Origin of the sequence: Pseudomonas sp. PS1(2021) (assembly GCF_020405165.1) — a bacterium.
GTDB classification, from domain to species: Bacteria; Pseudomonadota; Gammaproteobacteria; order Pseudomonadales; family Pseudomonadaceae; genus Pseudomonas; species Pseudomonas aeruginosa.
This window is the reverse complement of record NZ_CP084484.1, coordinates 698,258-716,612: the sequence shown is the minus strand read 5'-3', so window position 1 is coordinate 716,612 and position 18,355 is coordinate 698,258. Positions and strand designations below refer to the sequence as shown.

17 protein-coding genes are annotated in these 18,355 nt (G+C 65.3%); 10 read left to right on the top strand and 7 right to left on the bottom strand.

Annotated elements, in window-relative coordinates:
* Position 1: 1 nt before the first annotated feature.
* The 3 genes from LE197_RS03445 (at position 2) to opdQ (ending at position 3,234) form a co-directional block, all read left to right on the top strand.
* Positions 2 to 934 carry a pyridoxamine 5'-phosphate oxidase family protein gene (locus LE197_RS03445; RefSeq protein WP_059309677.1) on the top strand — a complete coding sequence of 311 codons (933 nt, stop codon included), beginning with the start codon at positions 2 to 4 and terminating at the stop codon, positions 932 to 934.
* On the top strand, positions 934 to 1,800 hold the full coding sequence (locus LE197_RS03440) for an MBL fold metallo-hydrolase (protein WP_003109616.1): 867 nt from the start codon (positions 934 to 936) through the stop codon (positions 1,798 to 1,800). The genes LE197_RS03445 and LE197_RS03440 overlap by 1 nt, the downstream gene beginning before the upstream one ends.
* 168 nt (positions 1,801 to 1,968) lie before the next feature.
* Positions 1,969 to 3,234, top strand: coding sequence for a porin OpdQ (gene opdQ / locus LE197_RS03435; protein WP_226033858.1), 1,266 nt, complete (start codon positions 1,969 to 1,971; stop codon positions 3,232 to 3,234).
* Positions 3,235 to 3,418: 184 nt separating this feature from the next.
* Here the strand turns inward: opdQ and LE197_RS03430 are convergent, their stop codons facing one another.
* Positions 3,419 to 4,627: an ammonium transporter gene (locus LE197_RS03430; protein WP_003091258.1), complete on the bottom strand. Its 1,209-nt coding sequence runs from the start codon at positions 4,625 to 4,627 to the stop codon at positions 3,419 to 3,421.
* Positions 4,628 to 5,097: 470 nt separating this feature from the next.
* On the opposite strand from LE197_RS03430, the gene LE197_RS03425 reads away from it, so the two are divergent.
* The 4 genes from LE197_RS03425 to LE197_RS03410 all read left to right on the top strand — a co-directional run bounded on the left by LE197_RS03425 (position 5,098) and on the right by LE197_RS03410 (position 7,596).
* Positions 5,098 to 5,427 carry a DUF883 family protein gene (locus tag LE197_RS03425; protein ID WP_003091262.1) on the top strand — a complete coding sequence of 110 codons (330 nt, stop codon included), beginning with the start codon at positions 5,098 to 5,100 and terminating at the stop codon, positions 5,425 to 5,427.
* A 3-nt stretch (positions 5,428 to 5,430) separates the two neighbouring features.
* Positions 5,431 to 5,811 (top strand): phage holin family protein, encoded by a 381-nt coding sequence (locus LE197_RS03420; RefSeq protein ID WP_003091263.1) that lies wholly within the window; start codon positions 5,431 to 5,433, stop codon positions 5,809 to 5,811.
* 13 nt (positions 5,812 to 5,824) lie between these two features.
* Positions 5,825 to 6,148, top strand: a complete 324-nt coding sequence (locus LE197_RS03415) for a hypothetical protein (RefSeq protein WP_003103249.1) — start codon at positions 5,825 to 5,827, stop codon at positions 6,146 to 6,148.
* Between the two features lie 116 nt (positions 6,149 to 6,264).
* Entirely contained in the window at positions 6,265 to 7,596 is a 1,332-nt protein-coding gene (locus LE197_RS03410) for a deoxyguanosinetriphosphate triphosphohydrolase (protein ID WP_033968937.1), read from the top strand.
* A gap of 10 nt (positions 7,597 to 7,606) precedes the next feature.
* On the opposite strand, the gene LE197_RS03405 is transcribed toward LE197_RS03410, so the two are convergent.
* From LE197_RS03405 to LE197_RS03395, 3 genes are all read right to left on the bottom strand, one after another.
* Positions 7,607 to 9,832 carry an ATP-binding protein gene (locus tag LE197_RS03405; protein WP_033968939.1) on the bottom strand — a complete coding sequence of 742 codons (2,226 nt, stop codon included), beginning with the start codon at positions 9,830 to 9,832 and terminating at the stop codon, positions 7,607 to 7,609.
* 13 nt (positions 9,833 to 9,845) lie between these two features.
* A complete protein-coding gene (locus LE197_RS03400) occupies positions 9,846 to 10,469 on the bottom strand; it encodes a response regulator transcription factor (protein WP_003091268.1) in 624 nt (207 codons plus the stop codon).
* 425 nt (positions 10,470 to 10,894) lie between these two features.
* Positions 10,895 to 11,239: a YggL family protein gene (locus LE197_RS03395; RefSeq protein ID WP_033968940.1), complete on the bottom strand. Its 345-nt coding sequence runs from the start codon at positions 11,237 to 11,239 to the stop codon at positions 10,895 to 10,897.
* Positions 11,240 to 11,549: 310 nt separating this feature from the next.
* Between LE197_RS03395 and dacB the strand changes: the two genes are divergently transcribed.
* A complete protein-coding gene (gene dacB / locus LE197_RS03390) occupies positions 11,550 to 12,980 on the top strand; it encodes a D-alanyl-D-alanine carboxypeptidase/D-alanyl-D-alanine-endopeptidase (protein WP_003160657.1) in 1,431 nt (476 codons plus the stop codon).
* 67 nt (positions 12,981 to 13,047) lie between these two features.
* On the opposite strand, the gene rlmKL is transcribed toward dacB, so the two are convergent.
* Positions 13,048 to 15,225 (bottom strand): bifunctional 23S rRNA (guanine(2069)-N(7))-methyltransferase RlmK/23S rRNA (guanine(2445)-N(2))-methyltransferase RlmL, encoded by a 2,178-nt coding sequence (gene rlmKL / locus LE197_RS03385; RefSeq protein WP_058179046.1) that lies wholly within the window; start codon positions 15,223 to 15,225, stop codon positions 13,048 to 13,050.
* Between the two features lie 460 nt (positions 15,226 to 15,685).
* Here rlmKL and rmf point away from each other — a divergent pair, with 460 nt between their 5' ends.
* A complete protein-coding gene (gene rmf, locus LE197_RS03380) occupies positions 15,686 to 15,898 on the top strand; it encodes a ribosome modulation factor (protein ID WP_003103238.1) in 213 nt (70 codons plus the stop codon).
* Between the two features lie 87 nt (positions 15,899 to 15,985).
* On the opposite strand, the gene LE197_RS03375 is transcribed toward rmf, so the two are convergent.
* A complete protein-coding gene (locus LE197_RS03375) occupies positions 15,986 to 17,014 on the bottom strand; it encodes a quinone-dependent dihydroorotate dehydrogenase (protein WP_033968942.1) in 1,029 nt (342 codons plus the stop codon).
* Between the two features lie 56 nt (positions 17,015 to 17,070).
* The gene (locus LE197_RS03370) at positions 17,071 to 17,292 is read right to left on the bottom strand and encodes a DUF2835 domain-containing protein (protein WP_003103227.1); all 222 of its coding nucleotides are present in this window, start codon (positions 17,290 to 17,292) and stop codon (positions 17,071 to 17,073) included.
* A 152-nt stretch (positions 17,293 to 17,444) separates the two neighbouring features.
* On the opposite strand from LE197_RS03370, the gene LE197_RS03365 reads away from it, so the two are divergent.
* Positions 17,445 to 18,326 (top strand): DUF6685 family protein, encoded by an 882-nt coding sequence (locus tag LE197_RS03365; RefSeq protein ID WP_033968943.1) that lies wholly within the window; start codon positions 17,445 to 17,447, stop codon positions 18,324 to 18,326.
* Positions 18,327 to 18,355: the final 29 nt, after the last annotated feature.

Sequence of the window (18,355 nt, the reverse complement as noted above, 5' to 3'; positions counted from 1 at the left end):
CATGAGCCAGGAACAGAGTCCCTTCCACGCCGGCGAACTGGCGATCCAGGAACGCGCCGGCGTTCGCGAACAGGTCGCCGGCTTCGGCAGCCGCGCGATCCGCGCCTTCATGCCGGACCAGCACCGGGAGTTCTTCGCCCTGCTATCGCTGTTGCTGGTGGGCAGCCTCGACGCCGACGGCTACCCCTGCGCCTCGGTGCTCTGGGGCCCCCCCGGCTTCGCCCGTTCGCCGGAACCGACCCGCCTGCGCATCGACAGCCTGCCGCAAGCGGACGATCCGCTGGCGGCCAATCTCGAGGCCGGCAACCGCCTCGGCATCCTCGGCCTGGAATGGCCAACCCGCCGCCGCAACCGCATGAATGGACGGGTCCTGGCGTGGGACGGAAAGGGTTTCACGGTCGGCGTCGAGCAATCCTTCGGTAACTGTCCCAAGTACATCCAGGCGCGCAGCCATCAGCCCGTCTCCAGGGTCGCAAGTCCCGCGTTGCAGGGCGAAGGACTCGATCCGCGCTGGCTGTCGCTGGTCTCGCGCAGCGATACGCTGTTCATCGCCAGCCAGCATGCCGACCCGCTCAGAGGCGGCGTCGACGTCTCCCACCGCGGCGGGCCGCCGGGCTTTCTCCGGCTCGGCGCGGATGGCCGCCTGTGGTTGCCCGACTACGCCGGCAACCGCCTGTTCAATACCCTCGGCAACCTGCTCCAGGAGCCTCGCTGCGGCCTGCTGTTCATCGACTTCGACAACGGCGACTTGCTGCACCTGCACGCCGAGGCCGAGCTGTTCTGGCCGGGTTCGCAGCCATCCATCCCCTGGCCCGTCGGCGCCGAGCGCCTGCTGGCGTTGCGCCCCGCAGGCTGGCGCTGGCGGCGCGGCCGCCTGCCGCTGGCATTCGGCGAGTCCCAGCCATCCCCTTTCCTTCCTGCCGGTGAATCTTGATGCCTTTCCTGTATCGCCTTGCCTCGTTGTTGATCGCCCTCCTCGTCCTGCCGGTGCAGGCGGCGGAAATGCGAGTCGCCCTGCTGCGCACCTCGGGAGTGGAAACCCTCGATGCGCTCACCGTCGACGGCGGCTCCTGGGTACGCCGGGTGCCGCTCAGCCATACCGCGGTGCTGATCGAGCACCATGCCGCCACCCTACTCTTCGACACTGGCCTGGGGCGCGACATCGACGCCCAGTTCCGCGCCGACATGCCCTGGTGGGCGGCGCCGCTGTTCGCTTACCAGAAAGTCGTCCCGGCGCGCGACCAACTGGACGCCGCCGGTATCCGCGTCGATCGCATCCTGCTGTCCCACGCACACTGGGATCATGCCTCGGGCCTGGTCGACTTCCCCGAAGTACCGGTCTGGGCACCCTACGAGGAGATCGCCTTCAGCCGCATCGCCACCCCGCCGGCCGCCTTCCCCAGCCAATTCCGCCATGGCGTGCGCTGGCGACCTTACAGCTTCGATCCGCAGCCGTTCATGGGCTTCGACGAAAGCCTCGACCTGTTTGGCGACGGCCGCCTGGTGCTGGTCCCCCTGCCCGGCCATACGCCCGGCTCGGTCGGTCTGTTCGTCACCCTCGACAGCGGGCGTCGGCTGTTCTTCAGCGGCGACACCAGTTGGCGACTCGAAGGCGTCGAAGGCCCGCGGCAGAAATTCTTCGCCGGCCGCGCCCTGGTCGATCGCGATCCCGCGCGCACCCTCGCGCAACTGGCGAAGATCCGCCTGCTGCTCCGCAGCGACCCGCGCCTGAGCGTGATTCCGGCGCACGATGCGCGGGTCCAGGCCGCCCTGGGCTACTTCCCGCACTGGTTGGAATAGCGGGAAAGCCCGTCCTAGACAGGGTTCGTGCCAATTCTCGGCCACCCTCGACTAATGTCTAACAGTGACCGTCTTCCCGTAGTGCTTAAGTAACCGGGCTGTCACAGGCCGACGTGGCGTCACGCCGCCGCCATCGGCCTGCCCCAAGCGCTCGAGGAGACAATAACAATGAGCATGACCCCGATCGCCCGTGCCGTGGCTTTTGCCACGCTGGGTTCCAGCATTACCGTCCCAACCCTGGCCCATGCCGAGTTCATCAAGGACAGCAAGGCCAGCATCGAACTCCGCAACTTCTACTTCAACCGTGATTTCCGCCAGGAAGGCGCCAGCCAGTCCAAGGCCGAGGAATGGGCCCAGGGCTTCCTCCTGCGCTACGAGTCCGGCTACACCGAGGGCACCATCGGTTTCGGCGTCGACGCCATCGGCCTGCTCGGGGTGAAGCTCGACTCCAGCCCCGACCGCAGCGGCACCGGCCTGCTCAAGCGCGACCGCGAAACCGGCCGCGCCCAGGACGACTATGGCGAGGCAGGGATCACCGCCAAGCTGCGGGCGTCGAAGAGCACCCTGAAGATCGGCACCCTGACCCCCAAGCTGCCGGTGATCATGCCCAACGACATCCGCCTGCTGCCGCAGACCTTCCAGGGTGGCGCGCTGAACTCCATGGAGATCGACGGCCTGACCCTCGACGCCGGGCGCCTGAAGAAGGTCAACCAGCGCGACTCCTCGGACAACGAGGACATGACCATCACCGGTGGCGGCAAGCGCAACATCGTGGTCCGTTCCGGGCTGACTTCGGACAAGTTCGACTTCGCCGGCGGCAGCTACAAGTGGACCGACAACCTCAGCACCAGCTACCACTACGGCAAGCTCGACAACTTCTACAAGCAGCATTACCTCGGCCTGGTGCACACCCTGCCGATCGCCGACAAGCAGTCGCTGAAATCCGACATCCGCTGGGCGCGCTCCACCGACGACGGCTCCAGCAACGTCGACAACAAGGCGCTCAACGCCATGTTCACCTATAGCCTCGGCTACCACGCCTTCGGCGTCGGCTACCAGAAGATGAGCGGCGACACCGGCTTCGCCTACATCAACGGCGCCGACCCCTACCTGGTGAACTTCATCCAGATCGGCGACTTCGCCAACAAGGACGAGAAATCCTGGCAGGCGCGCTACGACTACAATTTCGCCGGCGTCGGCATTCCCGGCCTGACCTTCATGACCCGCTACGTCAAGGGCGACAACATCGACCTGCTGACCACCTCGGGCGAAGGCAAGGAATGGGAACGCGACATGGACATCGCCTACGTGTTCCAGAGCGGCCCGTTGAAGAACCTCGGGGTGAAGTGGCGCAACGCGACCATGCGCACCAACTACACCAACGACTACGACGAAAATCGCCTGATCGTCAGCTACACGCTGCCGCTCTGGTAACGGCAGGACCGGCGGATAGCCGCGGTACGGCCATCCGCCCCTCCCCAGGGCCCCGCGGCAGAACGAAGAGGCCACCCTTGGGTGGCCTCTTTCATGACGGGATGCCTCGCTCGCAACGTGCAGGACGGATAGCGCCTGGGGCGTTATCCGCCGATACCCCACCGGACCAAGGAAGTCCGCCCTCTCATTCGTGGCTGATCGCGCCGATCTTGTGGATCGACAGGTCCGCGCCGTAGTACTCCTCCTCCTGGCTCAAGCGGATGCCCAGCAGCGCCTTCATCAGCCCATAGACCAACAGGCCGCCGGCGAAAGCCACCGTCACCCCCAGCAGGCTGCCGAGCGCCTGGCTGGCCAGGCTCACCCCGCCGAGCCCCCCCAATGCCTGCTGGCCAAAGATGCCGCAGGCGATCCCGCCCCAGACCCCGCAAAGGCCGTGCAACGGCCAGACACCGAGGACGTCGTCGATCTTCCAGCGCACCTGGGTCGCGGTGAACGCCCAGACGAACAGGGCCCCCGCCACCAGGCCGGTGGCCAGCGCGCCGATCGGATGCATCAGGTCGGAACCGGCGCACACCGCCACCAACCCGGCCAGCGGACCGTTGTGCAGGAAGCCCGGGTCGTTGCGGCCGATCAGCAGCGACGCCATGGTGCCGCCAACCATCGCCAGCAAGGAGTTGACCGCCACCAGCCCGCTGACCCCGGCGAGGGTCTGGGCGCTCATCACGTTGAAGCCGAACCAGCCGATGATCAGGATCCACGACCCCAGCGCCAGGAACGGGATGCTCGACGGCGCCATCGCCACCAGCTTGCCGTCGCGATAGCGACCGTTGCGGCTGCCCAGCAATAGCACCGCCGCCAATGCCAGCCAGCCGCCCAGCGCATGCACCACCACGGAGCCGGCGAAATCGTGGAAAGGTGCGCCGAACTCCAGCTTCAGCCATTCCTGCAAACCGAAATTGCCGTTCCACACCAAGCCTTCGAAGAACGGGTACACGAAGGCCACGATCAGCGCCGTGGCGCACAACTGCGGACCGAACCGGGCACGCTCGGCGATGCCACCGGAAATGATCGCCGGGATCGCCGCGGCGAAGGTCAGCAGGAAGAAGAACTTCACCAGCGCATAGCCACTGTCCACGGTCAGCGCCGCCGCCGGGTGGAAGAAGGTCACGCCATAGGCAATCCAGTAGCCGACGAAGAAATAGGCCAGCGCCGAGATGGCGAAGTCGGACAGGATCTTCGACAGGGCGTTGACCTGGTTCTTCAGGCGCACGGTGCCCACCTCGAGGAAGGCGAAGCCGGCGTGCATCGCCAGCACCATCACCGCTCCGAGCAGGATGAACAGGGTATTGGAGCCGTGGATCAGGACTTGCACCGCACTATTCAGGTTATCCATGGATTGAGGCAGCCTTCGCGCATAGAGAGAGAAAGCACCAGAAACGCCCACGCCCCTCCTTCAACGCACCAAGACGAAGCAGTAGTCGTCGTGCGAACCGCCGCTTTTCTTCGGCGGACGTTTCGCAAGGTGCCTGAGGCAGCATGGAAAGCTCACGGACTTTCCTTGGTTTTCATTGGGTTGGACGTTCATCCCGAAGTACCCTCCGGGAGCGCCTGGCGCCCTCGCAAGGGGCATTCCGGCCGACGTGCGCACCAGGGAATTGCAAGCGCCATACCAGTTCGCGCCCCGTTGCGAGGCAGCCGGATGGGCGTCATCTCGCCGCAGCCGCGCCGACAGGCACGCTGTGGCAGTCTTTAATGAAAGGAGCGCCGGGAGCGACCGGCAATGCGCGGAAATTACCCACCGGTTGAACCTTCCGCCCCGCGCTCGGCTCGAAAAAACACACCCCATGACCAGAGGAGCTCGTCATGCCCCGCAAGACCACTGCAAACGCTGCAAAGGATGAACTGTTGGCTGAATTCCAGGCACTGGTCGCCGATACCGAGAAACTGCTGCAAAGCACCGCCGACGTGGCGGGCGACCAGGCGGAGGAAATCCGCGGCAAGATCCACGACAGCCTCAAGCGCGCTCGCGACACCTTGCGCGACACCAAGGACTCGCTGAAGGACAACGTCCGCGAACGCAGCCAGGCCGCGGTGGACGCCACCGAGGTGTACGTCGGCGAACACCCCTGGCAGAGCATCGGCATCGCCGCCGGCGTCGGCTTCCTGCTTGGCCTGTTGGTCAGCCGGCGCTGAGCCATGAGCGAAGGAAAGGACCCGGCGGACGGCCGCCCCTCCCTGCGGCGCTTCGGCGCCGCCTTCCTCGGCCTGTTGCACGGTCACGTCGAGCTGTTCGGCATCGAGCTGCAGGAACAGAAGGCCAACACCCTGCGCCTGCTGCTGTTCGCCGGGCTGGCCCTGGTATTCGCCCTGCTCCTGCTGGTCGGCCTGTCGCTGCTGGTGCTGATCGTGTTCTGGGACACCAACCGGCTCGCAGCGGCGCTCGGGTTGTGCCTGTTCTACGTGATCGGCTCGCTGTTCTGCGGCTGGCGCCTGTACCAGTCGATCAACGACGAAAGCTCGCCGTTCAGCGCCACCCTGGAAGAACTGGCCAACGACCGCGAGCGACTGCTGCCATGACAAGGAAACGCGCATGAGCCAACTACCGGTGAACGCGACCGGCCTGTCGCGTCGCGAATTGCGCAAGGCGGTGATCCGCCTGCGCCTGGAAATGCAGCGCCAGCAATTGCGCCGCGAAAGCCAACTGCTGGTGCAGCCCTTCCGCCAGGCCCAGGGGCTGGGCCACAACCTCAGCCAGCAACTGTTCGGCGGTGGCAATGCGGCGCTCTGGGGCGCCGGCGGAGCCGCACTGCTGGGCGTACTGCTTGGCAAGGGCGGACGCTGGCAGCGTCTGCTGCGCCTGGGCGTCGCCCTGGCCCCGCTGTTGCTCGGCCTGCGCAAGCAGAAAGGCCGTTGAAGGATGCGCCGACCGGCAACGGTCGGCGCCCTCCGTTTCCCCAACGCGACGATTGAGCTTGCCGAGGCAAACCGTTAGCGTGTCCGCATCGCCTCAGCGCATCCCTGGAATTCCCGATGGACTGGCAGACCCTGCTCACCCGCGAACGGCTCGGAAAGCCGGTACACAGCAACGATGAACTGGGCCGCAGCGCCTTCCACAAGGACCATGACCGGATCATCTTCTCCGGCGCGTTTCGCCGCCTCGGACGCAAGACCCAGGTCCATCCGGTCTCCAGCAACGATCACATCCACACCCGCCTGACCCACTCCCTGGAAGTCGCCTGCGTCGGCCGCTCGCTGGGCATGCGGGTCGGCGAGATCCTCCGCGAGGAACTACCCGAGTGGTGCGACCCCAGCGACCTCGGGGTCATCGTCCAGTCGGCCTGCCTGGCCCACGACATCGGCAACCCACCGTTCGGGCACTCCGGCGAAGACGCGATCCGCAACTGGTTCCAGCAAGCCGCCGGACGTGGCTGGCTGGACGAGATGAGCGACGCCGAGCGTTCCGACTTTCTCCACTTCGAAGGCAACGCCCAGGGCTTCCGGGTCCTCACCCAACTGGAATACCACCAGTTCGACGGCGGCACGCGGTTGACCTACGCAACCCTGGGCACCTACCTGAAGTACCCCTGGACCTCGCGCCACGCCGAAGCGCTGGGCTACAAGAAGCACAAGTTCGGCTGCTACCAGAGCGAACTGCCGCTGCTCGAGCAGATCACCCATAAGCTCGGCATGCCGCAACTCGACGACGAGCGCTGGGCTCGCCATCCGCTGGTCTACCTGATGGAAGCGGCGGACGACATCTGCTATGGCCTGATCGACCTCGAAGACGGCCTGGAAATGGAGCTGCTCGAATACAGCGAGGTCGAGGCGCTGCTGCTCGGCCTGGTCGGCGACGACCTGCCCGACACCTATCGCCAACTCGGCCCCAGGGACTCCCGCCGGCGTAAACTGGCGATCCTCCGCGGCAAGGCCATCGAGCACCTGACCAATGCCGCCGCCCGTGCCTTCGTCGACCAGCAGCAGGCCCTGCTCGCCGGGCAGCTTGCCGGCGACCTGGTGGAACACATGCACGGCCCGGCCAAGCTCTGCGTGCAGCGGGCCAAGGCCATCGCCCGGGAAAAGATCTTCCAGGACAAGCGCAAGACCCTCCACGAGATCGGCGCCTACACCACTCTGGAGATCCTCCTCAACGCCTTCTGTGGCGCCGCGCTGGAGCAATACGGCGGGCATGCGCCGTCGTTCAAGAACCGGCGCATCCTCGACCTGCTCGGACGCAACGCGCCCGACCCGCAGTGGCCGCTGTACCGCGCCTTCCTCCAGGTGATCGATTTCATCGCCGGCATGACCGACAGCTACGCCACGGAAATGGCCCGGGAAATGACCGGACGCTCGAGCCCCTCCTGAACGGAAGGGCTCATACCGCAGCGGCCGCCAATTGCTCCTGGAGTTCCTCCTGCAACGCCTCCAGGGCCAGCCGGAGTCTTTCGCCAAGCGCCTGCAGGCACTCCCCGTCGCCACTTCGCCGGCAGGCGTCCTCCAAGACCTCGCAGGCCTCCAGCAGGGTACGCGCCCCGATCATCCGCGCGGCGCCCTTGATGCGGTGTGCATGCTCGGCGAGCCGGGTCCTGTCACCCTCGCGCAGGAGGATGGCAAGGCGCTGGAGGTCCTGACGGTTGCTGCCTAGCAGGGTCTCCAGCAGTTCGCGCAGCCGTTCCGGGCGGCCGCCGCCGAGGCTGCTGAGGGCGTCCGCGTCATAGAGCCCCCGGGGCTGCGCGGCGTCGCGGCCGAAAGAAGTCGCGAGGTAGTTGCGCAGGGTCTCCAGGCCGAGCGGCTTGAACAGGCAATCATCCATGCCCGCGTCGCGGCAGCGCTGTACCTCGTCCGGCTCGGCATCGGCGGTATAGCCGAGGATCAGGATCGGCGCGCGCCGCTCGCACCGTTCCTGGATGCGTATCCTGCGTGCCAGCTGATAGCCGTTCAGGCGCGGCATGTTGCAGTCGCTGATCAGCACCTCGAAGCGCTCGTCGGCCCAGAGTTCCAGAGCCACCTGGCCATCCTCCGCTTCCGCCACCCGATGGCCGAGAAACTCCAGTTGCTGGCGCAGCAGTACCCGGTTGGGCGGATAGTCGTCGGCGATGAGGATATGCAGGCGGCGAGACGGCTCCATGGATGCTGCCAGTGGGTCCTGGCCGGATTCAGGCATTTTCGGCCCGCACTGGCGCAATAGCAGGTCGAGCGACACCCGGGTGCCTTTGCCCGGCTCGCTGTGCATCTCGACATCGCCACCCATGAGGTCCACCAGCTTGCGACAGATCGCCAGCCCGAGGCCGGTCCCGCCCTGCACCGTGCGTCCCTTGGCCACCTGGATGAAAGGCTGGAACAGGCGCGCCTGGTCCGCCGGAGCGATACCGATACCGGAATCCTCCACGGCCACCCGGACGATCGCCCTCCCCTCGTCCAGGCTCCTTTCCTGGAGACGGATCGTCACCTGTCCCCGCTCGGTGAACTTGATCGCATTGCTCACCAGGTTGGAGAGCACCTGCTTGAAACGCAGGGGATCGATCAGCACGTCCCGTCCCGGGGCATCGTCCAGCTCCACAACGAGTCTCAGGCCTTTCTGCCGGGCCAGGCCTTCGAACATACGGCGCACCGATTCCACGACATGGCGCAGGCGAACCCGCTCGGGCGTGAGGGTCAGGTGGCCGGACTCGATCTTGGCGACGTCGAGGATGTCGCCGATAAGCAGTTGCAGCGACCCCGCAGCCTCGTAGGCGACCTCCAGCGAGGCGCGTTCGCGCTGCTCCGGCGCCAGGCGCTGCAGGACCAGTTCGAGGATGCCGATGACCGCATTCATCGGCGTACGGATCTCGTGGCTCATGGTCGCCAGGAAGACGCTCTTCGCCCGATTCGCCTCGTCCGCCTGGCGCATCGCCTCGCGCAACTGGCGGGCCAGGCGCTCCCGTTCGGTGATGTCGATCCAGCCGTTCATCAGGCCGAGCACCCGTCCCTGGCGATCCCTGTAGGGCGTGACCCAATGGTGGATCTCCAGCAATTGCCCACCGATGCGCACCGCCATGTCGGTGAAGCTCGCCGTTCCTCCCCGAGCCACCGCCAGGCACTGCTGGTGCATGAGCCGTGCCTTGCTGCCCTCGACCCAGTCGGAATCGGTCAACAGGGTGCCGCGGGCCTGCTCACGGGTCATCCGCAGGCTTTCCAGGTAATTGCGGTTGCAGGCCAGCAGGCGACCGTCGAGCGTGCGGATGCTCACCGGGTAGGGAATCCCGTCGACCAGCGCCTGCTTCAATGCCAGGCGGCCGCTCAGGTCGGCTTCGGTACGTTGCCAGCGCCTGAGCTTGAGCTGCAGGACGGTATTCCAGCCCAGGCATCCGACGCAGACCAGGCAGGCTACCAGCAGGCCGAGCACAAGGCTGGAAGGGGATGGCGAGCGCAGCCCGTCGGCAGCCTGGCGTAGTGGCGCTTCGACGACCGCATCGGCGTCCTCCGCACGATCCGGAGCGGGAATCCGGGGCATGGAAGAATATTCGCCACCCGTCGCCCTCGCCGGAACGGCATATCCCGCCATGCAGGCGAATATAAGAAGCAGGCCGAGCATGCACGCACTGCGTTTCTGGAACTTCATTCGGTTCCGGCCCTTAGATAAGCGTATTGCGTTTGGCGAACTCGATGAGATCCACCAGCGAACCGGCGTTCAACTTCAACAACAAGCGCGCCTTGTAAGTGCTGACGGTCTTGTTGCTGATAAACATCTGCTCGGATATCTGCTTGTTCGAATAACCCTGGCTGAGATATTGCAATACCGATACTTCGCGATCGGACAGGCGTCCGAGCAATTCCACATCGTCGGAATAGGCGCCCTGTTGCACAGGACGCATGGCCGAGCTGGGAAAGTAACTGTATCCCGAGGCGACCGCATTCACCGCCGTCACCAGTTCGGCCAGTCCGCCCTGCTTGCAGACGAACCCGGCGGCGCCCGCCTGCATGCTGCGCAGGGCGAAGAGCGAGGCGCTCTGGCCGGTCAGGACGAGGATCTTCAGGGGCAACGCCAGCACCATCAGGCGGCTGATGACCTCGAGGCCGTCCAGCCTGGGAATGCCGATATCGAGGATGACCAGGTCCGGCTTCAGCTCCCGCCCGAGGCTGATGGCATCCACGCCATTATCGGTATCGCCGACGATCTGGTGCCCTTCGGCTTCCAGCAACATCTTCATGGCCATGCGAATCACGGGATGATCGTCGACTATCAGAATACGGCTCATTGTCTGATTTCCTTGCCAATAAAAATTCAGAAAAAATTCCTCCTGAGCAAGATATAGACGGGAGCCATATTGTCGAGATATTCGATGGCAACTCATATGCTTTAAGGAATATTCTCACGGAAACTTAATTTATTTCTTACGGCGAATTCAAAACCTCGTATATTGCCAAGCAATTGCCCTGGTTATCTGCATGAAAAACACCCGCATATATACGCGCCCTCCCGGCTCGTTATCTGCCAGAGCGAGTTGAATAGTTCGTCAGGGGCTTCGAAGTATTGCTATCCGCATGTACGGCCACAAGCCGCGACATGCCTTGGGCTGGGCAAAGGAAAGCACGACGGGCGCCAGGCCAGATGGCGCCGGGGCAGGATTGAAGAGAGGGAAAACGCGACCGCCATCCTCGGGCGGGATGGCGGCGCTATCGCTTAGAGCTTCGGCAGGACAGGCTGTTCCGGGTACCAGGCGTCGACCAACGCGCCGACCTCGACGCTGGCCAGTTCCGGTTGCTGCTTCAACCAGGCCTCGATCAGGGTCCGCTGCTCTTCATTGACCGAGCCACGGCGCGCCAGGCAGACGAAACCGAATTCGTCACAGCCGCCATAGGTCAGTTCGTTGGCTTCGATCGCCTGATCGATGAAGCGCAACATGAAAGCGTTCACCGCATCGGCATCCACGCCTTCCTTGTAGTGGAAGTTCAATTCGAAACCCAGCTCCTGGAATTCATCGACGCACAATTTCTTGCGCAGGCGGCGGGAACGATTAGTAGCCATGGCGGCATCTCCTGGATTGACGCTCCATTGGCGGAGCCTCGCATTACAGACAGTAGCCGACGCCGCTGGAGCCGCGGGCGAACCCCGGCAAGCTCCGCGCGGCGCGGCCGGATTGCCGGCGCACTCTACCAGTTCCGACCATTCGGCGATATGACGGCGAACTCCGCGAAACTCCAGCGCATCGTTATCCGCCTTGCGGCATAATGAGCAAGACGGCCTCTTCGCGTGATGCCCGTCTCTTTTTTCAGGTTCGCTTCGTTTTTCATCTTCATTTCATTTTCTACCCTCCGTCTTCAAGGGTTCTTCATTAATGTTCAAGTCGCTGCGTACTCTTGCCTTCGCCACGCTCCTGCCTTTTGCCCTTCCCACCCTCGCCCAGGTCAACGCCACCCTGCCGGCCAACGTGCAGAAAGCCCTGCAGACCAACAAGCTGACCGGCAACGATCTGTCGCTGGTGCTGATTCCGCTCGACGGCCCGGGCAACCCCACCTACTACAACGCCGACGTATCGGTGAACCCGGCCTCGACCATGAAGCTGTTCACCACCTATGCCGCCCTGGAAATGCTCGGCCCGACCTACCAGTGGAAGACCGAGTTCTACACCGACGGCCAGCTCAAGAACGGAGTGCTCAACGGCAACCTCTACCTCAAGGGCGGCGGCGATCCGAAACTGAACATGGAGAAGCTCTGGCTGCTGATGCGCGACCTGCGCGCCAATGGCGTGACCAAGGTCACCGGTGACCTGGTACTCGACCGCAGCTACTTCAACATCCCGCAGTTGCCGGTATTCAACGACGACGGCGGCGACGACACCAAGCCGTTCCTGGTCGGTCCGGACTCGCTGCTGGTCAACCTGAAGAGCGTGCGCATGGTGGTGCGCACCGACGGCAACAAGGTCAACGTGCAGATGGACCCGCCGCTGGCCAACGTACGCATCGACAACCAGGTGAAGATGACCGCGCCGGCCACCTGCCCGGCCTGGCCGAAGCTGCGCTTCAGCCCGGTGACCCAGTTCGACGGCACCACCCTGCTGGCCACCGGACAGATTCCCCAGGGCTGTAGCGCGCAGACCTACATGTCGCTGCTCGACCACCCCGGCTACACCGCCGGCGCGGTGCGCGGCATCTGGCAGGAACTGGGCGGCAGCATCCTCGGCAAGGATCGCCAGGGCAGCGTACCGCGCAACGCCACGCTGATCGCCAAGGCCTTCTCGCCAGACCTGGTCGAAATCATCCGCGACATCAACAAATACAGTAACAACACCATGGCCCGGCAGTTGTTCCTCTCCATCGGCGCGCAGTTCCGCAACAGTGCCGACGGCGACGACGCCCAGGCCGCGCAGCGGGTGGTGCGGCAGTGGCTGGCGCGCAAGGGCATCACCGCGCCGCGCCTGGTGATGGAGAACGGCTCGGGACTGTCGCGCCAGGAACGGGTCAGCGCCCGTGAGATGGCGGCGATGCTGCAAGCCGCCTGGCACAGCCCCTATGCACCGGAGTACATCTCCTCGCTGCCGCTGGCCGGCCTCGACGGCACCATGCGCAAACGCCTGCGGCGCACCGCACTGGTCGGCGAGGCGCACGTGAAGACCGGCACCCTCAACACCGTGCGCGCCCTCGCCGGCTTCAGCCGCGACGCCAGCGGCCACAACTGGGTGGTGGTGGCGATCCTCAACAGCCCGCGGCCGTGGGGCGCTTCGGCGATCCTCGACCAGGTACTGCTGAGCCTGCACGCGCGGAAATAAGGCGCAGCACGAAAAAAGGCCGCCAGCGGTTGTCCGCCGGCGGCCTTTTTCATGAATACCGCTCGCCTCAGCGAACGGTGATTCTCCAGGCCCGATGGATCTTCGGATTACGCGCGAAATCCGGATCGAGGGTTTCGCCAGTGATCTCTTCGACCGCATAGCGGGCCTGCACGCTCTCGTCCAGTTCGAACTTGCGGAAGTTGTTGGAGAAATACAGCACCCCGCCTGGCGCCAGCCGCGCCATGGCCAGGTCGAGCAGCTCGACGTGGTCGCGCTGCACATCGAATACGCCTTCCATGCGCTTGGAGTTGGAGAAGGTCGGCGGGTCGATGAAGATCAGTTCGTACTGGCCATCGTCTTCCCGCAACCACTCCATCACGTCGCCGTGCACCAGGCGCTGCTTGTCGGAAAAGCCGTTGAGCGACAGGTTGCGCCGCGCCCAGTCCAGATAGGTCTTCGACAGGTCGACGCTGGTGGTGCTGCGCGCGCCGCCCCTGGCCGCATGCACGGTGGCCGTGGCGGTATAGCAGAACAGGTTGAGGAAGCGCTTGCCGGCCGCCTCCTTCTGGATGCGCAGGCGCATCGGCCGGTGATCGAGGAACAGCCCGGTATCCAGGTAATCGGTCAGGTTCACCAGCAGGCGCACATCGCCCTCGCCCACCTCGAGGAACTTGCCCTCGCTGCTCTGCCGTTCGTACTGCTTCTTGCCGGCCTGGCGCTCGCGGCGCTTGACCACCACCCGCTCCTGGGCAACGCCCAGGGTCTGCGGAATAGCCGCCAGGGCGTCGAACAGGCGCGCCTGGGCTTTTGCCGGATCGATCGACTTGGGCGCGGCGTATTCCTGGACGTGAACCCAATCGCCGTAGATATCCACCGCCAGGGCATACTCCGGCATGTCGGCGTCATACAGGCGATAGCACTCGATCTTGTCGCGGCGCGCCCATTTGCCCAGTTGCCGGAGGTTCTTCTGCAGGCGATTGGCGAACATCTGCCCGCCCTCGCTCAGCCGTGCCGGCTCGCTCGGCGCCCGCGCCAGGCCTTCGTCGTTGCGTTCGCCACGCTCGCCGGTGACGAACTGGCGCGGCTCGACCTGGATCATCAGCAGCTTGCAGGCCAACGCGCCGTTCCAGAACGCGTATTGCTTATGGCTGCGGATACCCATGCGCTTGCCCAGTTCCGGCGCCCCGGTGAACACCCCGGCGCTCCAGCCGATGCAGCTCTGGCGCAGGCGCTCGCCGAGGTTCTGGTAGAGATACAGCAGGCTGGCTTCGTCGCCGAGGCGCTCGCCATAGGGCGGGTTGCAGATCACCAGGCCGGTCTGGCCCTTGTCCGGGCGCGGCTCGAAAGTCGCCAGTTCGCCCTGGTAGATCTTCACCCAGTCGGCCACTCCGGCACGCTCGATATTGTTGCGCGCCGGCTGGATCAGGCGCGGGTCGGCCTCGTAGCCGCGAATCCACAACGGCGGCCTGGCCAGGCCGGCCGCCGCGCGCTGCTGGGCTTCCTCGTGGAGCTTGCGCCACAGCGCCGGCACGTGACCCAGCCAATTGCTGAAGCCCCAGCGCTCGCGCCTGAGGTTCGGCGCGATATCGGCAGCCATCAGCGCCGCCTCGACCAGGAAGGTGCCGACGCCGCACATCGGGTCGGCCAGGGCACCGCCCTCGGCGGCGATCTTCGGCCAGCCGGCACGGATCAGCACCGCCGCCGCCAGGTTCTCCTTCAGCGGCGCGGCGCCCTGCTGCAGACGATAGCCACGCTGGTGCAGGCTATGCCCGGAGAGGTCCACGGAGAGGGTCGCCTGGCCGCGGTCGAGGTGCAGGTGGACGCGCACGTCCGGATTGACCTTGTCCACCGACGGGCGCCGGCCGGAGCGCTCGCGCAGGTTGTCGACGATCGCATCCTTGACCTTCAGCGCCCCGAAATGGGTGTTGTCGATGCCCGAGCCCTTGCCGCTGAACTCCACCGCCAGCGTGCCGCCGGCGTCCAGGTGGTCTTCCCAGTTCACCGCGTGGACCGCCATGTACATGGACTCGGCGTTCTCCACCGGGAATCGCGCCAGCACCAGCAAGACCCGGTTGGCCAGGCGCGACCACAGGCAGAGGCGATAGGCCACCTCCAGGCTGCCCTGCCCGCGCACCGCCGACACCTGGGCGCGCGCCTCGTCCAGGCCGAGCCCCTGCGCCTCTTCGAGAAGCAGGCTTTCCAGGCCTTTCGGGCAGGTCAGAAACAATTCGTAAACATCAGCCATATCGCCTTCCCGGGCCGTAGCCCTTGTCAGTGGAAGCACCCTCATGGGCACTTCTTTGGCACCAGGTGCCGTGGTTCGATTGCCGGAACGCTCCCGGCGTTGCTCGCTGCGACCCCGAGTCGCAGTCTGGGCGACCCTTCGTCGGAATGCGAGGAAATCTCAATTGGTGGGGGTGCAAAACGTTATAAGGCGCAACCCCGCGACCCTACGGCGTTAGCGCCGGAAACCAGGCGTCATGAGCCTGCAACATATGGCCCTATCGACGAAAGCGTTAAGTCTTTATGACAAATCGGTCATTCACACACCTGAACGCTTTGGTTAGAACTCCAGTTAATCCGCCACCGCAACGGTGTCGGGCGAGGGTCGTCACGCCGGCAACGACCCCTTTCGGCGAAAGCTTCGCCAGGCCTCCCCTGGGGGCCAACGGGACATAACAGTCAACAAGTGAGGGCAACACCCTATGAGAAGACTTAAGCGTGATCCGTTGGAAAGAGCCTTCTTGCGTGGTTATCAGAACGGCATAACCGGTAAATCTCGTGATCTTTGTCCGTTCACCCATCCTACGACGCGGCAGTCCTGGCTCAACGGCTGGCGCGAGGGCCGCGGCGACAACTGGGACGGTCTCACTGGTACGGCCGGCTTACAACGTCTCAATCAACTCCAGCACGTGTAAGCGACAACACGGATAGCACCGATTTCCCCAAGGCACGCCCCATCCGGGCGGCGGGCGCAAGCCCAAGGGCTCCGCAAGGAGCCCTTTTCAATTCCGCCGCGGCAATGCGGCGATGGCGTCCACCGCTTCGCGGATCAACGCCGGCCCCTTGTAGATGAAACCCGAATAGATCTGCACCAGGCTCGCCCCGGCAGCGATCTTCTCCGCCGCGTGCGCGCCCTCGGTGATACCGCCGGCGGCAATGATCGGCAGCCGTCCGCCCAGCTCGCCGGCCAGCACCTTCACCGTGTGCGTGCTCTTTTCCCGCACCGGCGCGCCGGACAAGCCACCCGCCTCGTCGCCATGCGGCAGGCCTTCCACGCCTTCGCGGCCGAGAGTGGTATTGGTCGCGATCACTGCGTCCATCCCCGCCTCGACCAGCGCCGCGGCGACCAGCGCGGTCTCTTCGTCGGTCATGTCCGGGGCGATCTTGATCGCCAGCGGTACCCGCCGGCCATGCCGCAGCGCCAGCGCTTCCTGGCGCTGGCGCAGTGCCTCCAGCAGTTGCTTGAGCGAATCGCCGAATTGCAGGCTGCGCAGGCCGGGTGTGTTCGGCGAGCTGACGTTGACGGTGACGTAGCTGGCGTCGGCGTAGACCTTGTCCAGGCAGGTCAGGTAGTCGTCGACCGCACGCTCCACCGGGGTATCGAAGTTCTTGCCGATGTTGATCCCCAGCACGCCGCGATACTTCGCCGCGCGCACCCGCGCCAGCAGGTGGTCGACGCCGTGGTTGTTGAAGCCCATGCGATTGATGATCGCGTTGGCTTGCGGCAGGCGGAACAGGCGCGGCTTGGGATTGCCCGGCTGCGGTCGCGGAGTGACGGTGCCGATCTCGATGAAGCCGAAGCCGAGCTGGCCGAACCCGTCGATGGCGTCGCCGTTCTTGTCCAGGCCCGCGGCCAGCCCCACCGGGTTGGGAAACTCCAGGCCCAGCACAGAGACCGGTAGACTGGCCGGCTTGGGCGTCAGCAGGCGGTTCAGGCCCAGGCGGCCGCCGGCCCCGATCAGGTCGATGGACAGTTCGTGGGAGGTTTCCGGGGACAGTTTGAACAGCAGCTGGCGGGCCAGGGTGTACATGGTCGGGTATCGGTCGGCAGAATGAAGGGTGCCGATTATAGCCGTCGAGCGCCCGCTCAGGCGAGGCGTTGCAGCGCCAGCAGGCGGCCATCCTCGCTGAAATCGAGGCGGAACGTGCCATGTACGCCATCGTGGCCGATGAACGGACGCAGGTGATGGGCCGGCAGGTTCACCCGGCGACCGTCGCGACTGCGCAGCAGGACCCGATTGGCCCTGCCGCCGTAGATGGCCTGCAGGCGTTCGCCGGACAGGGCGATATCCATGATGAGACTGGGCATGGAGCCCCCCGCTTGAATGAACCACGACAGCTTGCCACAAACCACGCGGTTGAATGTCACGCCCGAACCTGTGCTTCAATGGACGGACCGTCGCCGTCCCCTCCCGCCCCTTTCCGCGTCGGTCGCCGAGCCCGAGGAGCCCTCCGTCGATCATGAGTTCCAACTCGCGTAGCAACAGTACCTTCACCGGTCGCCTTTCCGCACTCGCCAATCGCCTGCGCCTGGGTGCCGCGCGAAGCGATGGCCGGGAGCTGCGCGAACGGGCAGCCGCCCTCGAGCTGCCGTTCCAACCATTGCGACGGCCGGAGCCGAGCGTCTGGTGGCAGGCCGGACCGCCCCTGCACACCCTGGTCGACCTGCCGCGCGGCGCGCTGTCCGGCCCGGTCCAGGAAGACAAGGCGGAAGCCCACGCGGTCCTCAAGCGCCTGGTGCGGGTCAGCCACTCCACCCTGGAGTCGGTCGACCTGAAGACCATCGAAGGCGTATGCAGCCGCGAGATCCTCGTCCAGGCACCTTGCCCACGCCTGGAGGACCTGGCCACGGCCGAGGTCTGCCGGGGCGTACGGATCATCAGCTACAAGGATTTCGTCAAGGCCCTGAGCCTGGCCCTGCCGCGTTTCACCAACGGCGACAGCATCCGCCTGCGCCAGGCCGCCTGGCATGGCGAACGCCTGTTCTGGGCGGGCGAACGCCAGGCCTGCGCCTTCGCCGCGGCGATCGTCTACGCCCGCCGCCGCGAACTGGACCTGAAGCTGCCGGCCCACCTGGAACACTACGAACTGGAGCCCGGCGCGCTGGACGAACTGGAACAGCGCTACCACATGCTGCGGATTCCGAGCGAGGCCTGGTCCGAACCGACCTTCATGAGCCTGCTGCTGGATACCGGCCTGCCCTATGCGCGACTCGCCCTGTTCACCCCGGAAACCCCGGAATGCCTGTTGCTGCCCCGCAACGACGAACGCGCCGATGCCCTCGGCGAAGGTCTGCGGGCGGCTGGCGCGGCAGACGTGGTGAAGTATCTGAAGCAACTGTAGGCAACCGGCCAGGACTGGCCAGCTCGCGC

Bases quoted from the DNA above. Each gene is read 5' to 3' on its own strand.
- LE197_RS03445 (WP_059309677.1), top strand. From the start codon at position 2: ATGAGCCAGGAACAGAGTCCCTTCCACGCCGGCGAACTGGCGATCCAG.
- LE197_RS03440 (WP_003109616.1), top strand. From the start codon at position 934: ATGCCTTTCCTGTATCGCCTTGCCTCGTTGTTGATCGCCCTCCTCGTC.
- opdQ (WP_226033858.1), top strand. From the start codon at position 1,969: ATGAGCATGACCCCGATCGCCCGTGCCGTGGCTTTTGCCACGCTGGGT.
- LE197_RS03430 (WP_003091258.1), bottom strand. From the start codon at position 4,627: ATGGATAACCTGAATAGTGCGGTGCAAGTCCTGATCCACGGCTCCAAT.
- LE197_RS03425 (WP_003091262.1), top strand. From the start codon at position 5,098: ATGCCCCGCAAGACCACTGCAAACGCTGCAAAGGATGAACTGTTGGCT.
- LE197_RS03420 (WP_003091263.1), top strand. From the start codon at position 5,431: ATGAGCGAAGGAAAGGACCCGGCGGACGGCCGCCCCTCCCTGCGGCGC.
- LE197_RS03415 (WP_003103249.1), top strand. From the start codon at position 5,825: ATGAGCCAACTACCGGTGAACGCGACCGGCCTGTCGCGTCGCGAATTG.
- LE197_RS03410 (WP_033968937.1), top strand. From the start codon at position 6,265: ATGGACTGGCAGACCCTGCTCACCCGCGAACGGCTCGGAAAGCCGGTA.
- LE197_RS03405 (WP_033968939.1), bottom strand. From the start codon at position 9,832: ATGAAGTTCCAGAAACGCAGTGCGTGCATGCTCGGCCTGCTTCTTATA.
- LE197_RS03400 (WP_003091268.1), bottom strand. From the start codon at position 10,469: ATGAGCCGTATTCTGATAGTCGACGATCATCCCGTGATTCGCATGGCC.
- LE197_RS03395 (WP_033968940.1), bottom strand. From the start codon at position 11,239: ATGGCTACTAATCGTTCCCGCCGCCTGCGCAAGAAATTGTGCGTCGAT.
- dacB (WP_003160657.1), top strand. From the start codon at position 11,550: ATGTTCAAGTCGCTGCGTACTCTTGCCTTCGCCACGCTCCTGCCTTTT.
- rlmKL (WP_058179046.1), bottom strand. From the start codon at position 15,225: ATGGCTGATGTTTACGAATTGTTTCTGACCTGCCCGAAAGGCCTGGAA.
- rmf (WP_003103238.1), top strand. From the start codon at position 15,686: ATGAGAAGACTTAAGCGTGATCCGTTGGAAAGAGCCTTCTTGCGTGGT.
- LE197_RS03375 (WP_033968942.1), bottom strand. From the start codon at position 17,014: ATGTACACCCTGGCCCGCCAGCTGCTGTTCAAACTGTCCCCGGAAACC.
- LE197_RS03370 (WP_003103227.1), bottom strand. From the start codon at position 17,292: ATGCCCAGTCTCATCATGGATATCGCCCTGTCCGGCGAACGCCTGCAG.
- LE197_RS03365 (WP_033968943.1), top strand. From the start codon at position 17,445: ATGAGTTCCAACTCGCGTAGCAACAGTACCTTCACCGGTCGCCTTTCC.